Source organism: Streptomyces sp. CA-249302 (assembly GCF_050936785.1).
Taxonomy (GTDB): Bacteria; Actinomycetota; Actinomycetes; order Streptomycetales; family Streptomycetaceae; genus Streptomyces.
The window spans coordinates 1475730-1495542 of sequence record NZ_JBNJMG010000001.1; the positions used below are offsets into that span (position 1 = coordinate 1475730).

Genomic DNA, 19813 nt, shown 5'->3' on the forward strand with positions numbered 1-19813 from the left:
CGGGAGTCACCGGATGCATTCAGGATCACCGACGTCGGGAGTGGGCCGGATCATCGCCGGCCGATATCTGCTGCTGAACCGGCTCGGCAGCGGCGGCATGGGCCATGTCTGGCTCGCCCACGACCAGAGACTCGCCTGCGAGGTGGCGCTCAAGGAGATCGTCTTCCGGCACCCGGAGCCCATCGGAGACGAACGTGACGCCCGGGTCGCCCGGGCCCGCGCCGAGGCCCGGCACGCGGCCGGGCTGCGCGGCCATCCGCATGTGGTGACCGTGCACGACGTCCTGGAGCACGAGGGACTGCCGTGGATCGTCATGGAGTACGTCAGCGGCGCGGTCGACCTGCGCGACCTGGTCGAGCGGCGCGGCCCGCTCGCGCCCGCGGAGTGCGCCCGCATCGGGCTCGCCGTGCTCGACGCGCTGACCGCCGGGCACGAGCGGGGTGTGATGCACCGGGACGTGAAGCCGGCGAACATCCTGCTGGCGCCGGACCGCTCGGGGGCGCCGTACGGGCGGATCCTGCTCACCGACTACGGCATCTCGGTGCAGCCGGACGCCGGTGAGACCCGGTACACGCTGGCGTCCGTGCTGGTGGGGACGTCCGGTTATCTGGCGCCGGAGCGGGCCACGGGCGGGCCGCCGACGCCCGCGGCCGACCTGTTCTCGCTGGGCTGCACGCTCTACTACGGCGTGGAGGGCCGGGGTCCCTTCGACCGCGAGTCGCATCTGGCCGAGGTGACCGCCGTCGTGATGGAGGAGCCGCGGCCGGCCCAGCGCGCCGGTGCGCTGGGCCCCGTACTCCAGAGCCTGCTGGAGAAGGATCCGGCACGGCGGCCGTCCGCGCCGGAGGCGGAGGCGGCGCTGTCGCGGATCGTCACGCCGGAGCCGGATTCGTTCGCCCGCACCCAGACCGACCTCGGTTCGCAGCCGCCCTGGGCAGGTGTGACCCCGCCCCCGCCACCGGGGCCCGGGCCCGCGGAGGGCTTCCGCTCGGACAGCCTCGCGGCGGGTGGCTATGGGGGCGTCGGCTCGGGAGCGGGCAGCTTCGGCACGAGTGGCTTCGGGCCCGTCGTGGTGCCCGGGCCGCCCCCGGCCACGCATCGCCGCAGCGCCCTCCCGCGAGTCCTGCGGGCCGTGGTCGCCGCCTCCCTGGGGCTTGTGCTCGCGCTCGGCGGCGTCTGGTACGCCATGGCCCACCGGACGACCGGCGACGACGGGTCGAAGGCGCCGTACGGCTCGGCCGTCGGGCTCTCCGAGGCGCTCAAGGACGGCGACTGCGTGCTCGCCGACTGGCCCGTGGCCAAGCTCCAGGGCACACCGCGGCTGAAGCTGGACCCGACCTGCGCGAACGGGCCGCCGGACGGGCAGGTCATGGCGTTCGCGTCGGCGGCTTCGGCGGACGAGGCGCGCAGGCTGGGGCCGGCGCGGTGCGAGGAGCGGACGCAGGAGATCCGGGAGCGGCTGGCGGACGTCCACAGCGTCGCGATCGTGCCGACCGACGCCGGTTTCCAGGCCGCGGGGCGGCGCGTGGCCTGTCTCGTGGTGGGCGCGCACGGGCCGGTCTACGGGCCGCTCGGCGACAACCGCAAGCTCGGCACGACCTTCACCCACACGGAGAACATGCAGCGCCGGGACTGCCTTCGGACCCCCTCCAACCGGAACGCCGCCCTGGTCGCCTGCTCCGGCCCGCACGACGAGCAGGTGCTCGGTTTCACCCAGCTGGGCAAGGACGTCACGTTCGCCGAGGCCCGCACGGAGTCGGACGCGGCCTGCCTCAAGAACGTGCCGCCCGGCGACTACGGCTTCGACCCTTCGGCCTACACCTCCGGCTCCTGGACCAGCCAGGGCCCCTGGAAATCGGGCACCCATTTCGTCGTGTGCACCGTCCGGAAGCAGAACGGAGGCACCATGGAGGGGAACGAATCCTGAGGAGGGTGTTGCGATGCCCGGTTCTACGGACGGTTCCACGAAGGCGATGGGCGTGCTGACGGTCGGCGGGCTCGTCGTCGTGACGGCCTATACGGTGGCGCTCGGCAGCAACGGGTGGCTGTGGTTCGGCTGGGTCGTGCTGGGGCTGCTCACCCTCGGCATGATCGCCACCCGCAGCAGCGCCTGACACCCACCACGCGGCTCACTCCTCGCCGATCCGCCCGGCGGAGTGGACGCCCGGCTGGTACTTGGGCAGCCGGGCGGTGACCTTCATGCCCGCGCCGACGGCGGTCTCGATGACGAGCCCGTAGGCATCGCCGTAGACCTGCCGGAGCCGGTCGTCGACGTTGGACAGTCCGATGCCGCCCGACGGGCTGACCTCGCCCGCGAGGATACGACGGAGCAGCACCGGGTCCATGCCGACGCCGTCGTCCTCGATGACGACCAGGGCCTCGGCGCCGGCGTCCTGGGCTGTGATGCTGATGTGGCACTTGCCCCCGGCACTCGCGGCCTTGCCCTCCAGGCCGTGTTTGACGGCGTTCTCGACCAGCGGCTGGAGGCACAGGAAGGGCAGGGCGACCGGCAGCACCTCGGGGGCGATCTGCAGGGTGACCGAGAGGCGGTCGCCGAAGCGTGCCCGGACGAGCGCCAAGTAGTGGTCGATGGCGTGGAGTTCGTCGGCGAGGGTGGTGAAGTCGCCGTGCCGGCGGAACGAGTAGCGGGTGAAGTCGGCGAATTCGAGGAGGAGTTCCCGGGCACGCTCGGGATCGGTGCGGACGAACGAGGCGATCACCGCGAGCGAGTTGAAGATGAAGTGCGGGGAGATCTGGGCCCGAAGTACCTTGATCTCGGCCTCGATCAGGCGGGTGCGGGACTGGTCGAGATCGGCCAACTCCAGCTGGACGGAGACCCAGCGGGCCACCTCCCCGGCCGCTCGTACGAGGACCGCTGACTCGCGCGGGGCGCAGGCGACCAGGGCGCCGTGGACGCGGTCGTCGACGGTGAGGGGGGCGACGACGGCCCAGCGGACCGGGCAGTCCGGGTGCTCGCACTTGAGCCGGAAGGCCTCGCCGCGGCCGGTCTCCAGCGCGCCGGCGAGCCGCTCCATGATCTCCGTGCGGTGATGGCCGCCGACGCCGTCCCAGACCAGGACCTCCTTCTGGTCCGTGAGGCACAGCGCGTCCGTGCCGAGCAGGGAACGCAGCCTGCGGGCCGACTTGCGGGCGGTCTCCTCCGTCAGCCCGGCCCGCAGCGGGGGCGCGGCGAGGGAGGCGGTGTGCAGGGTCTGGAAGGTGGCGTGCTCGACGGGGGTGCCGAGACCGGCGAGGTTCTCGGGCCGCGCGGTGCGCCGGCCCAGCCAGAAACCGGCGGCCAGCAGCGGGAGTACGGCCACGCACAGACCGGCCAGGAATCCGCTCATGCCTTCACCTCCGCCCGCAGCGCCTCCGGCAGATGGAACCGCGCCAGGATGCCCTCGGTCCCGGCCGGCACCCGCCCCGGCGTGGCCAGGGACACCAGCACCATGGTGAGGAAGCCCAGCGGCACCGACCAGAGCGCGGGCCAGGCCAGTAAAGCGTGCAGCGGGCCGGAGCCGGGGAATCCGGCCATGGTCGCGGCCACCGACGCGAAGGCCGAGCCCCCGCCGGTCAGCATCCCGGCCGCCGCGCCCGGCGGGGTCAGCCGCCGCCACCAGATGCCGAGGACCAGCAGCGGGCAGAACGAGGACGCCGACACCGCGAAGGCCAGCCCCACGGCGTCGGCCACGGGCAGCCCGGTCACCAGGAGGCTCGCGGCGAGCGGGACGACCATGGACAGCACCGTGCCGAGCCTGAAGTGCCGAACCCCGCGCGACGGGAGGACGTCCTGGGTGAGCACGCCCGCGACGGCCAGGGTCAGTCCGGACGCCGTGGACAGGAACGCGGCGAAGGCCCCGCCGGCCACCAGCGCCCCGAGCAGATCGCCGCCGACGCCGCCGATCATGCGGTCCGGCAGCAGCAGTACGGCGGCGTCCGTGTCGCCGGTGAGGGCGAGTTCGGGGGTGTAGAGGCGGCCGAGGGCGCCGTAGAGGGGCGGCAGGAGGTAGAAGGCGCCGATCAGGCCGAGGACGGCGACCGTGGTGCGGCGGGCGGCGACGCCGTGCGGGCTGGTGTAGAAGCGGACGACGACATGCGGCAGACCCATGGTGCCCAGGAAGGTCGCGAGGATCAGTCCGTAGGTGGCGTACAGCGGGCGTTCCTGGCGGCCCGAGGCGAGAGACGTCGACATGCCGCCGTTGGTGCCGCGGTCGGCGGCCGGAACGACGGTGCCCTTGGCGAAGGTCAGGCGGGTGCCCTGCTTGATGTGGTGGGTGCCGGCGGGGAGTAGGAGGCGCCGGCCGTCGTGGGTGCGGCCGTCGACGGTGCCGGTGACGGTGACCGTCAGCGGCTTGGCCAGCTTCAGGTCGAGGCTGTCGTCAACCCGTACGACGCGCTGTTCGCGGAAGGTGGCCGGTTCCTCGAAGGCGTGGTCGGGGGATCCGTCGCCCTGCCAGGCGAGCACCAGGAAGAGGGCGGGGACCAGCAGGGCGGTGAGCTTGAGCCAGTACTGGAAGGCCTGCACGAAGGTGATGCTGCGCATGCCGCCGGCGGCGACGGTGGCGACCACGACGACGGCCACGATCACCCCGCCGAGCACGTCGGGCGCGCCCGTGAGGACGGTCAACGTCAGCCCGGCGCCCTGGAGTTGGGGCAGCAGATACAGCCAGCCGACGCCGACGACGAAGGCCCCGGCGAGGCGCCGTACGCCGTGCGAGGCGAGCCGGGCCTCGGCGAAGTCGGGGAGCGTGTAGGCGCCGGAGCGGCGCAGCGGGGCGGCGACGAACAGGAGCAGGACGAGGTAGCCGGCGGTGTAGCCGACCGGATACCAGAGCATGTCCGGGCCCTGGATCAGGACCAGGCCGGCGATGCCCAGGAAGGAGGCTGCTGAGAGGTACTCGCCGCTGATGGCGGCCGCGTTGAGGCGGGGGCCGACGGTGCGGGAGGCGACGTAGAAGTCGGAGGTGGTGCGGGAGATGCGCAGGCCGAAGGCGCCGACAAGGACGGTCGCTACGACAACGAGGGCGACCGCGGGGACCGCATAGCTCGAGTTCATCGGTCTTCGACGAGCCGCACGAAGTCCCGCTCGTTGCGTTCGGCGCGGCGGACGTACCAGAGGGCGAGCAGGACGAGGGGGGCGTAGAGGCAGAAGCCGAGGACCGCCCATTCCAGGCGGTGCGCGTCCGGCATGGCGGCGAAGACCAGCGGCAGCGGGCCGATCAGCAGGCCGAGGACCGCGAACACGGCGAGGGCGGCGCGGAGTTGGGAGCGCATGAGGGAGCGGACGTAGGTGTGGCCGAGGGTGGTCTGCTCGTCGATCTCGGTGCGCGGGCGGTAGTAGCCGGAGGCGGGGCGGGTGCGGCGGGGCGGTCCTGTGACGACGACGCGCCGCTCGGCGGGGTCCTGGTTGGGCACGGCTAGGGCCTCCTCATCAGCAGGTCCCGCAGCTCGCGTGCGTGCCGCCGGCTGACCTGGAGCTCCTCGCCGCCGACCACGACGCTCACCGTCCCGGCGTCCAGGCGGAGTTCGCCGACGTGGCGCAGGGCGACCAGGTGGCGTCGGTGGATGCGGACGAAGCCGCGGGAGCGCCAGCGCTCCTCCAGGGTGGACAGCGGGATCCGTACGAGGTGACTGCCCCGGTCGGTGTGCAGGCGTGCGTAGTCGCCCTGGGCCTCGACGTGGGTGATGTCGTCGACGGCCACGAAGCGGGTCACGCCGCCGAGTTCGACGGGTATGTGGTCGGGGTCGGGTTCGTGCACCGGGATGCGCGGGGCGCTGCCGGTGAGTTCGACGGCCCGGCGGATCGCCTCCGCGAGGCGTTCCTTGCGGACCGGTTTGAGGACATAGTCGACGGCCTTGAGGTCGAAGGCCTGTACGGCGAAGTCCTCGTGGGCGGTGACGAAGACGACCAGCGGCGGCTGGGCGAAGCCGGTCAGCAGCCGGGCCAGGTCGAGGCCGTCGAGGCCGGGCATCTGGATGTCGAGGAAGACGACGTCGATCGCCTCGGGGCCGCCGGGCCCGGACTCCAGCGCGCGGTTGATGCGGCGCAGCGCCTCGGTCGCGTCGCCGGCGCCCTCCGCGGTGCCGATGCGGGGGTCGGCGTTCAGCAGATAGAGGAGTTCCTCCAGCGAGGGGCGTTCGTCGTCGACGGCGAGGGCGCGCAGCATGAACCCGGAGTGTAGGTGGAATCGGCACGGGTGGACATGTGCCGGGGGTGGGCGTATCCGCTGGATACAGTGCCGACATGAACAGCAGGCCCGCGCCGTTCGACCAGACCGACCGGAAGATCATCTATGCGCTGATGGCCAATGCCAGGACGAGCTTCGCCGAGATCGGCGCGACCGTCGGGCTGTCGTCCACCGCGGTGAAGCGGAGGGTGGACCGGCTGCGCGAGACGGGGGTGATCACCGGGTTCACGGCCACGGTGGAGCCGTCGGCGCTCGGCTGGAGCACGGAGGCGTACGTCGAGGTGTACTGCGAGGGCGCGGCCCCGCCGCGGCGGCTCGCGGAGGTGGTCCGCAACCATCCGGAGATCACCGCGGCGATGACGGTGACCGGCGGCGCGGACGCGCTGCTGCATGTGCGGGCGCGGGACGTGGAGCACTTCGAGGAGGTGCTGGAGCGGATCCGCGTGGAGCCGTTCATCCGGAAGACGATCAGCGTGATGGTGCTGTCCCATCTGCTCCCGGAGAGCCCGGAGGCGGGCGCCACGCAGCCCGCGCCCGAATAAACATCCGAGTGCGCAGCAGACCTGCGCAGCACCGGAGAAAGACGCAGGATTCCTGCGCGGACACGCAATTCTCGTTGCTTGTCGCCCGTATCGGTCACTTCCTACCTTGGTGTCAACCCAGTCGACACCCCCAGGAAGCGGAGGAACCCCTCTGTGTCCGATTCCCGTGTGCCGCGCCGGCGGCGGTACCTCGTCTGCGAACCCAGACACTTCGCCGTGCAGTACGCGATCAATCCCTGGATGCAACCCGATGTCCGGGTCGACGTCGACCTGGCCCGGGAGCAGTGGCAGGCGCTGATCCACGCCTACCGCACCCACGGCCACGCCGTCGACACCGTGGAGCCCGCGCCCGGGCTCCCGGACATGGTCTTCGCCGCGAACTCCGCGGTCGTCGTGGACGGCCGGGTCTTCGGCTCGCTCTTCCACGCGCCCGAGCGGCGCCCGGAGTCCACGCACTACGACACGTGGTTCAAGACGGCCGGCTTCGACGTGCACCGGCCCGAGGCCGTCTGCGAGGGCGAGGGCGACCTGGTCTGGACGGGCCGGTACATGCTGGCCGGCACCGGTTTCCGTACCACCCGTGAGGCGCACCGCGAGGTGCAGGAGTTCTTCGGGCACCCGGTGATCAGCCTGACGCTGGTGGACCCGCGCTTCTACCACCTGGACACGGCGCTGTTCGTCCTGGACGACACCACCGACGGCAACAACGTGTCCTACTACCCGGAGGCATTCTCGCCGGGCAGCCGCGAGGTGCTGGCCCGGCTCTACCCGGACGCCGTGCTCGCCACCCTCGACGACGCGCTGGCCTTCGGCCTCAACTCCGTCTCCGACGGACAGAACGTCTTCATCGCGCCCCAGGCCGAGTCCCTGGCCGCCTCCCTCGCCGACCGCGGCTATGTCCCCGTGCCCGTCGACCTGTCCGAGTTCCGCAAGGCAGGCGGCGGCATCAAATGCTGCACCCAGGAGATCCGTTCATGACAGCGCCCACTCAAGTACCCGTGCCCACGCGTTCGTCCGCCGAGCTGATCCGCGCCGAGGAACCGGTCCTGGCGCACAACTACCACCCGCTGCCCGTGGTCGTGGCCCGCGCCGAGGGCACCTGGGTGGAAGACGTCGAGGGCCGCCGCTACCTGGACATGCTGGCCGGCTACTCGGCCCTCAACTTCGGCCACCGCCACCCGGCGCTGATCGACGCGGCCCACCGGCAGCTGGACCGCCTCACCCTCACCTCCCGTGCCTTCCACCACGACAAGTTGGCCGAATTCGCCGAGAGACTGGCCGAGTTGACCGGCCTGGACATGGTGCTCCCGATGAACACGGGCGCCGAGGCGGTCGAGTCCGGCATCAAGGTGGCCCGCAAATGGGCGTACGAGGTGAAGGGCGTCCCGGCCGACCGGGCGACGATCGTGGTCGCCGCGGAGAACTTCCACGGGCGAACGACGACCATCGTGTCGTTCTCCACGGACGAGACGGCGCGGCAGGGCTTCGGTCCCTTCACGCCCGGCTTCCGGATCGTGCCGTACAACGACCTGGCGGCTCTCGAAGCCGCGGTCGACGAGACGACGGCGGCCGTGCTGCTCGAGCCCATCCAGGGCGAGGCGGGCGTGGTCGTCCCGGACGCGGGCTACCTCGCCGGGGTGCGCGAGCTGACCCGGCGCAAGGGGTGCCTGTTCATCGCGGACGAGATCCAGTCGGGCCTGGGCCGCACGGGCCGGACGCTCGCCGTCGAGCACGAGTCGGTCGTGCCGGACGTGCTGCTGCTGGGCAAGGCGCTGGGCGGCGGCATCGTGCCGGTGTCCGCGGTGGTCGCCCGGCGGGACGTGCTCGCGGTGCTCCGCCCCGGTGAGCACGGCTCGACCTTCGGCGGCAATCCCCTCGCGGCCGCGGTCGGCACGGCGGTGGTCGAGCTGCTGGAGACGGGCGAGTACCAGCGCCGGGCGACCGAGCTGGGCGTGGTCCTGCGCGGCGGTCTCGACCGGCTCGTCGGCAAGGGCGTCACCGGCTTCCGGGCGCGGGGTCTGTGGGCCGGCGTCGACATCGACCCGGTGATCGGCACGGGACGGGAGATCGGCGAGCGGCTGATGCGGGAGGGCGTCCTGGTCAAGGACACCCACGGCTCCACGATCCGCCTGGCGCCGCCACTGACGATCACGGCGGACGAGCTGGAGTCGGCGCTGGGGGCGCTGGAGAAGGTGCTGGCGTAGGAGGTCCGGGCCGGCGCACGGACGCCGGTCCCCGATCCGCCCGCTTCACCCTTCGGCCGCCCCTCCCAGGTGCCCGAAGGGTGAAGATGGGGACAAGAGGTGGTAGACCACTCTCAGCGACAGAGAGGTCGGCCGTGGGCACTCACGAGGAGCAGGACGTTGCCCGGCAGCGGTTCGACGTGGCCGACGCCGCGCCCCTGCTGCTCGACGAGCGGGGCGTGGTGACGAGCTGGACGCCGGACGCCCAGCGGCTGCTGGCGTACACCGCCCCCGAGGTGGTGGGTACCGACGTGGCCGGTCTGCTGTCCGCCGAGGACGCCGCCCGGGTGCCCGAGCTGGCCGAGCGGTGCCGCCGGGACGGCGGCTGGGCGGGGCTGCTGACCGCGCGCCACCGCAGCGGGCGGCCGGTCCGGCTGATGGTGCGGATCACTCCGGCGGTGGAACCCGACGGCGCGGCCCACTGGCTGGTCCTGCTGTCCGACATGGCGGGCGCCCGCGGCTGGGACATGAGCCGGACCGTGCTGGAGCAGATGGTCACCGACTCCCCCGTCGGTATAGCGATCGTGGACGCGAACCTGCGCTGCGTCTGGTCGAACGCCGCCCTGGAGCAGTTCGGCGGCGGCTCCGCGGACGAGCGGCTGGGCCGGCGGCTCGTGGAGATCCAGCCCGGCATCGACACCGAGGGCATCGAGGCGCAGATCCGGCGCGTGCTGGAGACCGGCCGGCCGGTGGTCGGGTACGAGCACGTGGGCCAGGTCCGCTCGGCGCCGCACCGGGAGACCGCGCACATGCTTTCGTTCACCCGGCTGGAGGACGACCAGGGTCACCCGATGGGCGTCTACTACACGGTCGTGGACATCACCGAGCGGCACCGCGCCCGCCAGCGGCTGGCGCTGCTCGACCGGGCCGGGGAGCAGATCGGCCGCACCCTGGACATCACGCGGACCGCGCAGGAGCTGGCCGACGTGGCCGTGCCGGGCTTCGCCGACTTCGTCTGCGTCGACCTGCTGGACTCGGTGCTGCGCGGCGCCGAGCCCGAGCCGGGCCCGTTGCGCGCCACCGACCACGTGCCGTTGCGGCGGGCCGGGCACCAGTCGGTGAACGCCGGGGTCCCGGAGGCCGTCGTGGGGATCGGCGAGGTGGCCACCTACCTCGCCGGTTCACCCCCGATCCGCAGCCTCACCACGGGCCGCTCCTGGCGGGAGGGGCGGCTGGACCCGCTGGCCAAGGAGTGGGCTACCGGCATACCGGGCGACCGGGCGGCGACCTTCCTGGAGCTGGGCCTGCACAGCGTGCTGATCGTGCCGATCCGTGCCCGGGGCGTCACGCTGGGCGTCACCACCTTCTTCCGGCGCCACCGCCAGGACCCCTTCGACGAGGACGACCTCACCCTCGCCGAGGACCTCGTGTCCCGGGCCGCCGTCTGCGTGGACAACGCCCGCCGCTACAGCCGGGAACGGGACGCGGCCCTCGTACTCCAGCGCAGTCTGCTGCCGCGCCGGCTGCCCGAGCAGGACGCGGTGGAGGTGGCCGCCTGCTACCGCCCGGCCGACGAGCTGACCGGACTCGGCGGCGACTGGTACGACCTGATCACCCTGTCCGGCGCGCGGGTCGCCCTGGTCGTCGGCGAGGTGCCCGGCCACGGCATCGACGCCGCCGCGGCCATGGGCCGCCTGCGCACCGCAGTACGCACCCTCGCGGCGCTCGATCTGCCGCCGGAGGAGATCCTCGCGCACCTCGACGACCTGGTCGGGCGGACGGCCCACGAGGAGGGCTTCGGGCCGGAGGGCGCGGGCGTCCAGCAGGTGGGTTCCGGGTGTGTGTACGTGATCTACGACCCCGTCGACGGCCAGTGCACCATGGCCGCGGCCGGCCATCCCGCGCCCGCGGTCGTGATGCCGGACGGCTCGGTGAGCTTCGTCGACCTGCCGCAGGGGCCGCCGCTGGGCGCCGGGGGTCCGCCCTTCGAGTCGGTCGAGCTGGCGCTGGCCGAGGGCAGCACCCTCGCGCTGCACACCGACGGGCTGCTGGCCCGGGGCGCCGACTGGGCCGTCGACGCCGACCGGGACCGGCTGCGCCGTGCCCTGGAGCGGCTCGCGCCGACGCTCGACCTGCGCTGCCGGGCCGTGGTCGACGCGCTGGTGCCGGACCGCCCGTACGACGACGTGGCCCTGCTGATGGCCCGCACCAGGCTGCTCGGTGCCGACCAGGTCGCCGACTGGGACCTGCCCGCCGACCCGGCGGTGGTCGCCGACGCCCGCAAGGAGGCCGCCCGGCAGCTGGCCGAGTGGGGCCTGGAGGAGCTGGCGTTCACCACCGAACTCGTCGTCAGCGAGCTGGTCACCAACGCCATCCGGCACGCGGACGGCCCGATCCGGCTGCGTCTGATCAGGGACCGCGCCCTGATCTGCGAGGTGTCCGACGGCGGCGCCACCGCACCCCACCTGCGCCATCCGCGCACCACCGACGAGGGCGGCCGCGGACTGCTGCTGGTCTCCCAGTTCACCCAGCGATGGGGCACCCGCTTCGTACCCGAGGGGAAGGTCATCTGGGCCGAGCAGTCCCTGACGGATCCGCCGGCCTGACGGACAGGGACGCACATACGTCGTACGGCATGGGAAAATGGTGTGATTCCGGCGGATGGGCGGTAGCCATGAACGATGCGGCCATCGACTACGCGGGGGTGTTCCAGGCGCTGCCGGGCATGGTGGCGCTGCTGACGCCCGACCTGATCTACGCGGACGCCAACGAGGAGTTCCTGCGGGTGGCGGGGCGCACCCGCGAGCAGGTCATCGGCCGCTATCTCTTCGACGTCTTCCCGGACAACCCGAACGACGCCGGTGCCTCGGGAATGCGCAACCTGGCCGCCTCGCTGGAGCGCGTGGTGGCCACCGGCACGCGGGACGCGATGGCCCTGCAGCGGTACGACGTCGAGGATCCCCAGCGGCCCGGGGAGTGGGAGGAGCGCTACTGGAGCCCCGTCAACGCGCCGGTGCTCGACGCCGAGGGGAAGGTCATCCTGCTGGTGCACCGGGTCGAGGAGGTCACCGAGCTGATCCGGGCCCGCGGCGGCCCGAGCGGCAGCCGGGCCCGCGTCCTGGAGGCCGAGCTGTACACGCGCGCCCGCGAACTCCAGGAGCTCAACGAACGGCTGCGCCAGGCGCACGCCCGCGAGCGCGAGGTCGCCCTCGCCCTCCAGGAGGCGATGCTCCCCGCCCGCCGGCAGGTCCGCCACCACCAGGCCGCCGTGCGCTACCGGCCCGCGGTGGGCGCGCTGAACGTGTGCGGCGACTGGTACGACCTCGTCGACCTGGTGGGCGGCAACCGCATCGGGGTGGCCGTGGGCGACGTGGTCGGACACGGTCTGGAGGCCTCCTGCGTCATGGGCCAGCTGCGCAGCGCGCTGAGCGCCGCGTCCCGGGTCGCCGCGGGTCCGGCCGAGGCCCTCAACGTCCTCGGCCGCTACGCCAACGTCGTCGACGGCGCCGAATCGGCCACCGCCGTGACGACGTTCATCGACTTCGACGAGCACACGATCACGTACAGCAGCGCCGGCCACCCGCCACCCGCCCTGGTCCACCCGGACGGCCGGGTCGAGTTCCTGGACCAGGCCACCGACCCGCCCCTCGACGCCCACCCCGACCCGATCCCCAGACCCCAGGCCTGCACGACGTACTCCGAGGGCGCCACCCTCGTCCTCTACACCGACGGCCTGATCGAACGCCGTCACGAGGACATCGACAAGGGCCTCTCCCGCCTGGCCACCTCCCTGACCCGCCACCGCACCCTGCCCCGGAACCCCTCGCCGACGCGGTCCTCCTGGAGCTGCTTCCCCCGGGCGGCGCGACGGACGACACGGCGCTGGTGATCGTGCGGTTGTGAGCGGTACCGCACACGGCACCGTGCGATCAAGACGTGGTGGCCCGCCAGCCGGGATGCGGAATCCGCCATGATGGGCCGTCAAGTTGCCTTCTACCAACGGGTAACAGGAGGCTGGTCCCGCAGTTGCTCCCCATGTGCGCGACGCGGTGTCCGCCGTGTTCCGGCGGACTGCGGCTGCACCTACACTGACAAACCCACGACACGCCGGTTGACCTGCCGGAACGCGGCGGCCCAGGCGATCCGCCGGAGTGAGGAGCGACCCCTTTGTTCTACTACGTGCTCAAATACGTGTTGCTGGGACCACTGCTGAGACTCGTCTTCCGGCCTCGCATCGAGGGGCTCGAACACGTACCGGCGGAGGGGCCGGCCATCGTCGCCGGCAACCATCTCTCCTTCTCGGACCACTTCCTGATGCCGGCGATCCTGAAGCGCCGCATCACCTTCCTCGCGAAGAAGGAGTACTTCACCGGTCCCGGCATCAGGGGCCGGCTCACCGCGACCTTCTTCCGCAGCGCGGGCCAGATCCCGGTCGACCGCACCGGCAAGGAGGCAGGGCAGGCGGCGATCCGCGAGGGTCTCGGCGTACTGCGCAAGAACGAGCTGCTCGGGATCTATCCGGAGGGCACCCGGTCGCACGACGGCCGCCTGTACAAGGGCAAGGTCGGAGTCGCCGTCATGGCGCTCAAGGCCCAGGTCCCCGTCATCCCCTGCGCGATGATCGGCACCTTCGAGGCGCAGCCGCCCGGCAAGGTCATCCCGAACATCCACCCCGTGGTCATCCGCTTCGGCAAGCCCCTCGACTTCTCCCGCTACGCCGGCATGGAGAACGAGAAGGCGATCCTGCGGGCCATCACCGACGAGATCATGTACGCCATCCTGACGCTGTCCGAGCAGGAGTACGTCGACGAGTACGCGGCCGTCGTCAAGGCGCAGGAGGCGGAGGCGGCCGGGGCCGCGGAGAAGGAGCGCCGGTTCCCGCGGATGCCGCTGGGATAGGACGGGTCGGGCATGTGGGTGAGGGGCGGCCGGATCACTCCGGTCGCCCCTCACTTCGTACGACTGCCGGTTAAGGCTTGGGCGTGGCGTGCGGGGTGCAGGTCACGTCCGCGGCGTCCAGCTTGCCGCTCAGGAGGTAGTCGTCCACCTTCTGGTTGATGCACGGGTTGACCAGGCCGGTCACGCCGTGCGAGCCCGCGTCCTTCTCGGTGATCAGGCGGGAGCCCTTGAAGCGCTTGTGCAGTTCGACGGCGCCGTCGTACGGGGTGGCGGCGTCACGGGTGGACTGCACGATCAGGACCTGCGGCAGGCCCTTGTGGGTCGTCACGTCCACCGGGTTCTGCTGCTTCACCGGCCAGGTCGCGCAGGGCAGGTTCAGCCAGGCGTTGGCCCAGGTCATGAACGGGTAGTTCTTGTTGAGCTCGGTGTTGTCCTTGTCCCACTTCTTCCAGCTGGTGGGCCACTTGGCGTCGGTGCACTCGACGGCCGTGTAGACGGCGTTGCCGTTCTCCGCGGTGATGTTGCCCGCGGTGTCCGACAGGTCGGGGGCGGCGGCGTCGACCAGCGCCTGGGTGTCGCCGGCGAAGTACTTGCTGAAGACCGTCGCGACCGGCACCCACGAGGAGTCGTAGTACGGGGCGCTCTGGAAGAAGCCGATCAGCTCGTTCGGGCCGACGACCCCGCCGATGGGGTTCTTCTTGGCGGTGGCCCGCAGTTCCAGCCACTTCGCCTGGACGGCGTCCCGGGTCGTGCCGAGGTGGAAGGCGGCGTCGTTGGCGGCGACCCAGTCCTCCCAGTCCTTCCAGCGGCCCTCGAAGGCGACGTCCTGGTCCAGGTTGGCCTGGTACCAGATCTTCGACTTCGACGGGTTGACCACGCTGTCCACGATCATGCGGCGCAGGTGGCCCGGGAACATGGTGCCGTAGACGGCGCCGATGTACGTGCCGTAGGAGACGCCAAGGTAGTTGAGCTTCTTCTCGCCGAGCGCGGCACGGATGACGTCCAGGTCGCGCACGGTGTTCGGCGTGGTCATCTGGGCCAGCATCGCCTTGCCGGTGCGCTCGGCACAGCCCTTGGCGTACTCGGCTGCCAGCTTGCGCTGGGCCAGCTTGTCGGCCTCGGAGTCCGGGACCGGGTCGGCCTTCGGCGCCTTCACGAACTCCTGCGGGTCGATGCAGGAGATCGGCGCGGAGTGGCCGACGCCGCGCGGGTCGAAGCCCACGAAGTCGTAGGCCTTGGCCACGTTGGCCCAGATCGGGTTCTTGTTGGTGACCCGGGTCGGGAAGCGCATGCCGGAGCCGCCGGGGCCGCCCGGGTTGTAGACGAGGGCGCCCTGCCGGTCCGCCGCCGTCCCGGTGTTGCCGATGCGGTCGACGGCGAGCTTGATCTGCTTGCCGTACGGCTTGGCGTAGTCGAGCGGGACGCTGACCCAGCCGCACTGGATGGGCTTGGCGAAGCCCCAGTCGGCGGGGCAGTCCTGCCAGTCGATGCCGGCCTTGGCGGCCCGGGCGGCGGCGATCGCGGCACCGCGGGCCTCGCGGTCCTTGCCGTACCCGGCGCCGGACGCCGCGCTGGCGCTGGCCGAGGGCGCCGCGACGGCGCCGGCTATCAGCGTGGCGGTGACGAGCGCTCCGGCCGAACCGAGCACCGTCGTCCGCCTGTTCGGTCTCATTCCCCTCAAGTGGGGCCTCCCCCTCAGTCTCTTCATCGGTCTCTTCCGATGGACAGAGGGATCCTCGCGGCTGTGAGCAGTCTGAGAACAGAGGTCGTTGACCTTCTTTGCCAATCCGATAAACGGGAACCCGTGTCCCGCTCAGCGGATACTCACCCGAGGGCGGCGAGCGCCTCGTCCAGCACGCGCCGCAGCCGCAGCGCGTCCCCGGCCGTGGCACTCACCAGCGCGGCCGGCCCGGCCAGCGGCATGAGGGCAGCATCCTCCCCCAGCATCCGGGCCGCCACCGGTTCGGCCGCGAACTCCGGTCGTACGACGACGAGTTGCCCGACGGCCCGATGCCCGCCCAGCACGGCGGGACCGTCCCAGCCGCCCGGCGCCCCGGGCCCGCAGGCGAGCTCCTGGTCCAGCACGGCGCGCCCTTCGACGCGCACGGTAAGACGGCTGGTCAGGCGTCCGGGTTGCTCCCCGGTCCGCCCGAGTACCTGCTCCTCGCGCAGCACCAGCCGCGCCCCGGCGCCGAGCTCGACGCGCGTCCTGACGTACAGGTCGCTGCCCTTGGCGGAGATCAACTGCTCGGGCAGCCACTCCAGTTCGCCCCCGTCGCCGACGTCGAGCCGCACGTCGTAACGCGACTCGCCCTTCGTCTGCCCCGGCAGCGCGATGGTGGCGGCGGCCGAGCCGACCCTCAGCCGCGCCCCTGCCTCCACCTCCGCCTCGACGGTGAAGTGGTCCCCGCCAAGCGGTCCGCTCATCGCCCCGACGAGCATGACGCGCGCCTCGGCACCGCTCCCCCGCGTCCGCCGCAGCGCGAGCGGCCCCTCACCTTCCAGTACGGGCAGCGAGGTCCCGCCCCTCCCGTCCTGCCGGGCGACGATCCGAGCGGTGGCGCGCACCCCGCTCACGGTCACGCCGTCCACGCGGCGAGCTGCGCCCGCACCCACGCGGCGACGTCCGTGACGCCGGTCGCGCTCCTCAACGACTGGAAGACGACGGGCAGTTCGGCGCGCTGGGCTTTGGCGTCGGCGGCCATACGTCCGAGATCGGACCCGACATACGGCGCGAGGTCGGTCTTGTTGACGACGAGCAGGTCGGCGGTGGTCACGCCGGGCCCGCCCTTGCGCGGAATGTCGTCCCCGCCCGCAACGTCGATCACGAAGATCTGCGCGTCCACGAGTCCCTTGGAGAAGGTGGCGGTGAGATTGTCCCCACCGGACTCGACGAGGATCAGATCGAGCGGCCCGACCTCGTCCTCCAGATCCTCCACCGCTTCGAGGTTGGCGGAGATGTCGTCCCGGATCGCGGTGTGCGGACAGGCGCCCGTCTCGACGGCGGTGATCCGCTCGGGCGGCAGCACGGCCTCCCGGAGCAGGAACTCGGCGTCCTCACGGGTGTAGATGTCGTTGGTGACGACGGCGAGGGACAGCTCCTCGCGCAGGGCCCGGCAGAGCGCGGCGACGGTGGCGGTCTTCCCGGAGCCGACGGGCCCACCGAGCCCGATACGGAGTGCACGGCGCGAGCCGTCGGGACGACGGGCGTCGGCGCTGACGGCAGAGGGGCCGTCGTGGGTGTGGTCGAGGTGCATGGGTACGGCTCCAAATGACGTTCTCAGGACGCGAAGAGGCGTACCGCCCAGGCGGCGTGCGCCTCCGCGCCGATCTCCAACAAGGGGCCGGACGCGGCGGGCAGGACGTCGACTCCCTCGTCGACAGCCCGGCGTGCGGCCTCCACGGCCTGGTCCACGACGCGGTCCAGTTCCGGCGCGAGCCGCGCCAGTGCCCCCGTCGCGTCGAAGGGGTCGAGGCTCAGCAGACGCACCGTCGCACTCGCCGGCCCGCTCACACTCTCGTAGGCCGCGCAGTAGGCCGCGTCCACGGCCTCCAGCCCGGCCGCCCGAGCCGCCAGCCCCAACACCACGGGCTGATGCGCCCCCTTGGGGAACTGCCGCGCCACAGCGTCGAGTTCGTCCGAAGGCCAGGTCGCCCGCGCGGCCCGCAGCAGTTGGCGTCCCAGCTTCCGCGCGGCCACCCGAAGCGCCGGTGACGGCGTCCGCGCGTCCGCCGCCGCGTCCAGCTCCCGGATGTCCAGGCCGAGTACGGCGGCCGCGGCCAGCGAGGCCGAGACCAGCCCCGCCGTGTGCAGCCGCCCCCGGCAGAAGGACTCCAGGCTCGCGCCCCCGGTGATCCGCCCGGCCTTCACCGCCGCCTCGGCCCCGCCGGAGTGCGCGTGCCCTCCGGCGGGAAAGCGGCCGTCGGCCAGGACAAGAAGTGCGGCTCTCGACATCACGCCACCATCAGAAGAGGAAGTAGCGCTGGGCCATGGGCAGTTCGGCGGCCGGCGTGGCCTCCACCAGCTCGCCGTCGATGTGCACGGCGAAGCTGTCGGGGTCGACCCGCACCCGCGGCCGCGCGTCGTTCTCGCGCATGTCGGCCTTGGTCACCCCGCGCGTCGACTCGATCGCCACGAACCGCTTCCCCAGCTGGAGCCGCTCCGGCAGCCCGTCCTCGATGGCCAACGGGGCGACGAAGTTGAAGGAGTTGGCGGCGGGCGCCCGCCCGATCGCGCCGTACATCGGGCGCGGCAGGATCGGCTGCGGCGTCGGGATCGACGCGTTGGCGTCGCCCATCTGCGCGTACGCGATCTGCCCGCCCTTGACGACGAGATGCGGCTTGACGCCGAAGAACGCCGGCTCCCACAGCACGAGGTCGGCGAGCTTGCCGGTCTCCACCGATCCGACCTCGCGCGCGAGGCCCTGCGCGAGCGCCGGGTTGATCGTGTACTTGGCGACGTAGCGCCGTACCCGATGGTTGTCCGCTCGCCCGTCGCCGGGCAGCGCGCCCCGTCGGCGCTTCATCACGTGCGCCGTCTGCCAGGTGCGCAGGATCACCTCGCCGACCCGGCCCATGGCCTGGGCGTCGGAGGAGATGATCGAGATGGCGCCCAGGTCGTGCAGTATGTCCTCGGCGCCGATGGTCGAGGGGCGGATCCGGGACTCGGCGAAGGCCAGGTCCTCGGGGACGGCCGGGTTGAGGTGGTGGCAGACCATCAGCATGTCGAGGTGTTCCTCGGCGGTGTTGACGGTGTACGGGCGGGTCGGGTTGGTGGAGCTGGGCAGGACGTGCGGCTCGGAGACGACGGTCATGATGTCCGGAGCGTGCCCACCGCCCGCGCCCTCGGTGTGGTAGGCGTGGATGCCCCGGCCCCCGATGGCGGCGAGCGTGTCGCCCACGAAACCGGCCTCGTTCAAGGTGTCCGTGTGGATGGCGACCTGGACACCGGTCCGGTCCGCCACGGTCAGCGAGGCGTCGATGACTGCCGGGGTCGACCCCCAGTCCTCGTGCAGCTTCAGACCCAGGGCGCCGCCGCGGATCTGCGACAGCATCGCCTCGTGCGAGACGGTGTTGCCCTTGCCGAGGAAGCCGATGTTGAGCGGGTACTGCTCCATCGCCTCCAGCATGCGGGCGAGGTGCCAGGGGCCCGGCGTGACCGTGGTGGCCTTGGAGCCCTCGGCCGGGCCCGTGCCGCCGCCCACCACCGTGGTGACACCGGCGGACAGCGCCTCGTCGGCGATCTGCGGGCAGATGAAGTGGACGTGCGCGTCGACCCCGCCGGCGGTGAGGATTCGCCCGTTGCCCGCGATGATCTCGGTCTCCGGGCCGATCACCAGATCCGGGTGCACCCCGTCCATGGTGTCGGGGTTGCCCGCCTTGCCGATCCCGGTGATCCGGCCGTCGCGGATGCCGACGTCGGCCTTGACGATCCCCCAGTGGTCGATGATCACCGCGCCCGTGATGACGGTGTCCGGGGTGCCGTCTGCGCGCGTAGCGCGCGACTGTCCCATGGACTCGCGGATGACCTTGCCACCGCCGAACACGGCCTCCTCACCGGCGAGTCCGGGCCCGCCGGAACGGTCCTCCTCGATCTCGACGATCAGGTCGGTGTCGGCCAGCCGGATGCGGTCGCCGGTGGTCGGGCCGAACAGGTCGGCGTACGCGGCGCGTGAGATCTCAGGCATCGAGGGCACCTCCGGTCTCCCCGCGCAGCCCGGGCACCACGCGGGCGCCGGCGAGCGGGACGAGTTCGACGTCGACGGGGATGCCGGGCTCGAAGCGCACGGCCGTACCGGCGGCGATGTTCAGCCGCTTGCCGCGGGCGGCGGCGCGGTCGAAGTCGAGCCCGGGGTTGGCCTCGGCGAAGTGGTAGTGGGAGCCGACCTGGACGGGACGGTCGGCGGAGTTGAGGACGGTCAGGCTGGTGACCTCACGGCCCTCGTTGTAGGCAATCGGACCGTCGGCGAAGAGGAGCTCTCCGGGGATCATCGCGGCCCCC

The 19813-nt window shown here is 72.1% G+C and carries 17 protein-coding genes and 1 pseudogene; 8 read left to right on the plus strand and 10 right to left on the minus strand.

The features are described from left to right. Window positions 1–13 precede the first annotated feature (13 nt). Together ACQEWB_RS06640 and ACQEWB_RS06645 are read left to right on the plus strand one after the other, a co-directional pair. Window positions 14–1927: a protein kinase domain-containing protein gene (locus tag ACQEWB_RS06640; RefSeq protein ID WP_432828018.1), complete on the plus strand. Its 1914-nt coding sequence runs from the start codon at window positions 14–16 to the stop codon at window positions 1925–1927. 13 nt (window positions 1928–1940) lie between these two features. Beyond that, complete coding sequence (locus ACQEWB_RS06645; protein ID WP_242777128.1) at window positions 1941–2114, plus strand: hypothetical protein; 174 nt, start codon at window positions 1941–1943, stop codon at window positions 2112–2114. Between the two features lie 15 nt (window positions 2115–2129). Here ACQEWB_RS06645 and ACQEWB_RS06650 read toward each other — a convergent pair whose 3' ends face one another. Genes ACQEWB_RS06650 through ACQEWB_RS06665 form a run of 4 tightly spaced genes read right to left on the minus strand, consistent with a single transcriptional unit; the run spans window position 2130 to window position 6167 of the window. After that, window positions 2130–3347: a sensor histidine kinase gene (locus ACQEWB_RS06650; RefSeq protein WP_432828020.1), complete on the minus strand. Its 1218-nt coding sequence runs from the start codon at window positions 3345–3347 to the stop codon at window positions 2130–2132. Next, window positions 3344–5056, minus strand: coding sequence for a cation acetate symporter (locus tag ACQEWB_RS06655; RefSeq protein ID WP_432828022.1), 1713 nt, complete (start codon window positions 5054–5056; stop codon window positions 3344–3346). Before ACQEWB_RS06655 ends, ACQEWB_RS06650 begins: the two co-directional genes overlap by 4 nt. Next, window positions 5053–5415: a hypothetical protein gene (locus ACQEWB_RS06660; protein ID WP_432828024.1), complete on the minus strand. Its 363-nt coding sequence runs from the start codon at window positions 5413–5415 to the stop codon at window positions 5053–5055. The genes ACQEWB_RS06655 and ACQEWB_RS06660 overlap by 4 nt, the downstream gene beginning before the upstream one ends. A gap of 2 nt (window positions 5416–5417) precedes the next feature. Continuing rightward, complete coding sequence (locus ACQEWB_RS06665) at window positions 5418–6167, minus strand: LytR/AlgR family response regulator transcription factor (protein WP_432828026.1); 750 nt, start codon at window positions 6165–6167, stop codon at window positions 5418–5420. Between the two features lie 77 nt (window positions 6168–6244). Between ACQEWB_RS06665 and ACQEWB_RS06670 the strand changes: the two genes are divergently transcribed. The 6 genes and pseudogenes from ACQEWB_RS06670 (at window position 6245) to ACQEWB_RS06695 (ending at window position 13812) form a co-directional block, all read left to right on the plus strand. Then, window positions 6245–6730 (plus strand): Lrp/AsnC family transcriptional regulator, encoded by a 486-nt coding sequence (locus ACQEWB_RS06670; RefSeq protein ID WP_432828028.1) that lies wholly within the window; start codon window positions 6245–6247, stop codon window positions 6728–6730. Window positions 6731–6883: 153 nt separating this feature from the next. Then, complete coding sequence (gene ddaH / locus ACQEWB_RS06675) at window positions 6884–7708, plus strand: dimethylargininase (protein WP_432828030.1); 825 nt, start codon at window positions 6884–6886, stop codon at window positions 7706–7708. Beyond that, entirely contained in the window at window positions 7705–8934 is a 1230-nt protein-coding gene (gene rocD, locus ACQEWB_RS06680; protein ID WP_432828032.1) for an ornithine--oxo-acid transaminase, read from the plus strand. Before ddaH ends, rocD begins: the two co-directional genes overlap by 4 nt. Before the next feature lie 134 nt (window positions 8935–9068). Continuing rightward, entirely contained in the window at window positions 9069–11519 is a 2451-nt protein-coding gene (locus ACQEWB_RS06685; protein ID WP_432828034.1) for a SpoIIE family protein phosphatase, read from the plus strand. Window positions 11520–11587: 68 nt separating this feature from the next. After that, window positions 11588–12816, plus strand: a pseudogene (locus tag ACQEWB_RS06690) (PP2C family protein-serine/threonine phosphatase). A gap of 264 nt (window positions 12817–13080) precedes the next feature. Beyond that, the gene (locus ACQEWB_RS06695) at window positions 13081–13812 is read left to right on the plus strand and encodes a lysophospholipid acyltransferase family protein (RefSeq protein WP_432828036.1); all 732 of its coding nucleotides are present in this window, start codon (window positions 13081–13083) and stop codon (window positions 13810–13812) included. 70 nt (window positions 13813–13882) lie between these two features. On the opposite strand, the gene ACQEWB_RS06700 is transcribed toward ACQEWB_RS06695, so the two are convergent. The 6 genes from ACQEWB_RS06700 to ACQEWB_RS06725 form a co-directional block, all read right to left on the minus strand. After that, on the minus strand, window positions 13883–15493 hold the full coding sequence (locus ACQEWB_RS06700) for an alpha/beta hydrolase (protein WP_432828038.1): 1611 nt from the start codon (window positions 15491–15493) through the stop codon (window positions 13883–13885). Between the two features lie 143 nt (window positions 15494–15636). After that, window positions 15637–16404, minus strand: a complete 768-nt coding sequence (locus tag ACQEWB_RS06705) for an urease accessory protein UreD (protein WP_432828040.1) — start codon at window positions 16402–16404, stop codon at window positions 15637–15639. Then, the gene (gene ureG / locus ACQEWB_RS06710) at window positions 16392–17069 is read right to left on the minus strand and encodes an urease accessory protein UreG (protein ID WP_432828042.1); all 678 of its coding nucleotides are present in this window, start codon (window positions 17067–17069) and stop codon (window positions 16392–16394) included. Before ureG ends, ACQEWB_RS06705 begins: the two co-directional genes overlap by 13 nt. 23 nt (window positions 17070–17092) lie before the next feature. After that, window positions 17093–17767 carry an urease accessory protein UreF gene (locus tag ACQEWB_RS06715; RefSeq protein ID WP_432828044.1) on the minus strand — a complete coding sequence of 225 codons (675 nt, stop codon included), beginning with the start codon at window positions 17765–17767 and terminating at the stop codon, window positions 17093–17095. 10 nt (window positions 17768–17777) lie between these two features. Continuing rightward, window positions 17778–19499 carry an urease subunit alpha gene (locus tag ACQEWB_RS06720; RefSeq protein WP_432828046.1) on the minus strand — a complete coding sequence of 574 codons (1722 nt, stop codon included), beginning with the start codon at window positions 19497–19499 and terminating at the stop codon, window positions 17778–17780. Beyond that, complete coding sequence (locus ACQEWB_RS06725; RefSeq protein WP_432828048.1) at window positions 19492–19803, minus strand: urease subunit beta; 312 nt, start codon at window positions 19801–19803, stop codon at window positions 19492–19494. Before ACQEWB_RS06725 ends, ACQEWB_RS06720 begins: the two co-directional genes overlap by 8 nt. Window positions 19804–19813 lie beyond the last annotated feature (10 nt).

Excerpts from the sequence above, each read along its gene's own strand:
- ACQEWB_RS06670 (WP_432828028.1), top strand. The coding sequence starts at position 6,245 with ATGAACAGCAGGCCCGCGCCGTTCGACCAGACCGACCGGAAGATCATC.
- ACQEWB_RS06720 (WP_432828046.1), bottom strand. The coding sequence starts at position 19,499 with ATGCCTGAGATCTCACGCGCCGCGTACGCCGACCTGTTCGGCCCGACC.
- rocD (WP_432828032.1), top strand. The coding sequence starts at position 7,705 with ATGACAGCGCCCACTCAAGTACCCGTGCCCACGCGTTCGTCCGCCGAG.
- ACQEWB_RS06645 (WP_242777128.1), top strand. The coding sequence starts at position 1,941 with ATGCCCGGTTCTACGGACGGTTCCACGAAGGCGATGGGCGTGCTGACG.
- ureG (WP_432828042.1), bottom strand. The coding sequence starts at position 17,069 with ATGCACCTCGACCACACCCACGACGGCCCCTCTGCCGTCAGCGCCGAC.
- ACQEWB_RS06725 (WP_432828048.1), bottom strand. The coding sequence starts at position 19,803 with ATGATCCCCGGAGAGCTCCTCTTCGCCGACGGTCCGATTGCCTACAAC.
- ACQEWB_RS06665 (WP_432828026.1), bottom strand. The coding sequence starts at position 6,167 with ATGCTGCGCGCCCTCGCCGTCGACGACGAACGCCCCTCGCTGGAGGAA.
- ACQEWB_RS06650 (WP_432828020.1), bottom strand. The coding sequence starts at position 3,347 with ATGAGCGGATTCCTGGCCGGTCTGTGCGTGGCCGTACTCCCGCTGCTG.
- ACQEWB_RS06655 (WP_432828022.1), bottom strand. The coding sequence starts at position 5,056 with ATGAACTCGAGCTATGCGGTCCCCGCGGTCGCCCTCGTTGTCGTAGCG.
- ACQEWB_RS06715 (WP_432828044.1), bottom strand. The coding sequence starts at position 17,767 with ATGTCGAGAGCCGCACTTCTTGTCCTGGCCGACGGCCGCTTTCCCGCC.
- ACQEWB_RS06640 (WP_432828018.1), top strand. The coding sequence starts at position 14 with ATGCATTCAGGATCACCGACGTCGGGAGTGGGCCGGATCATCGCCGGC.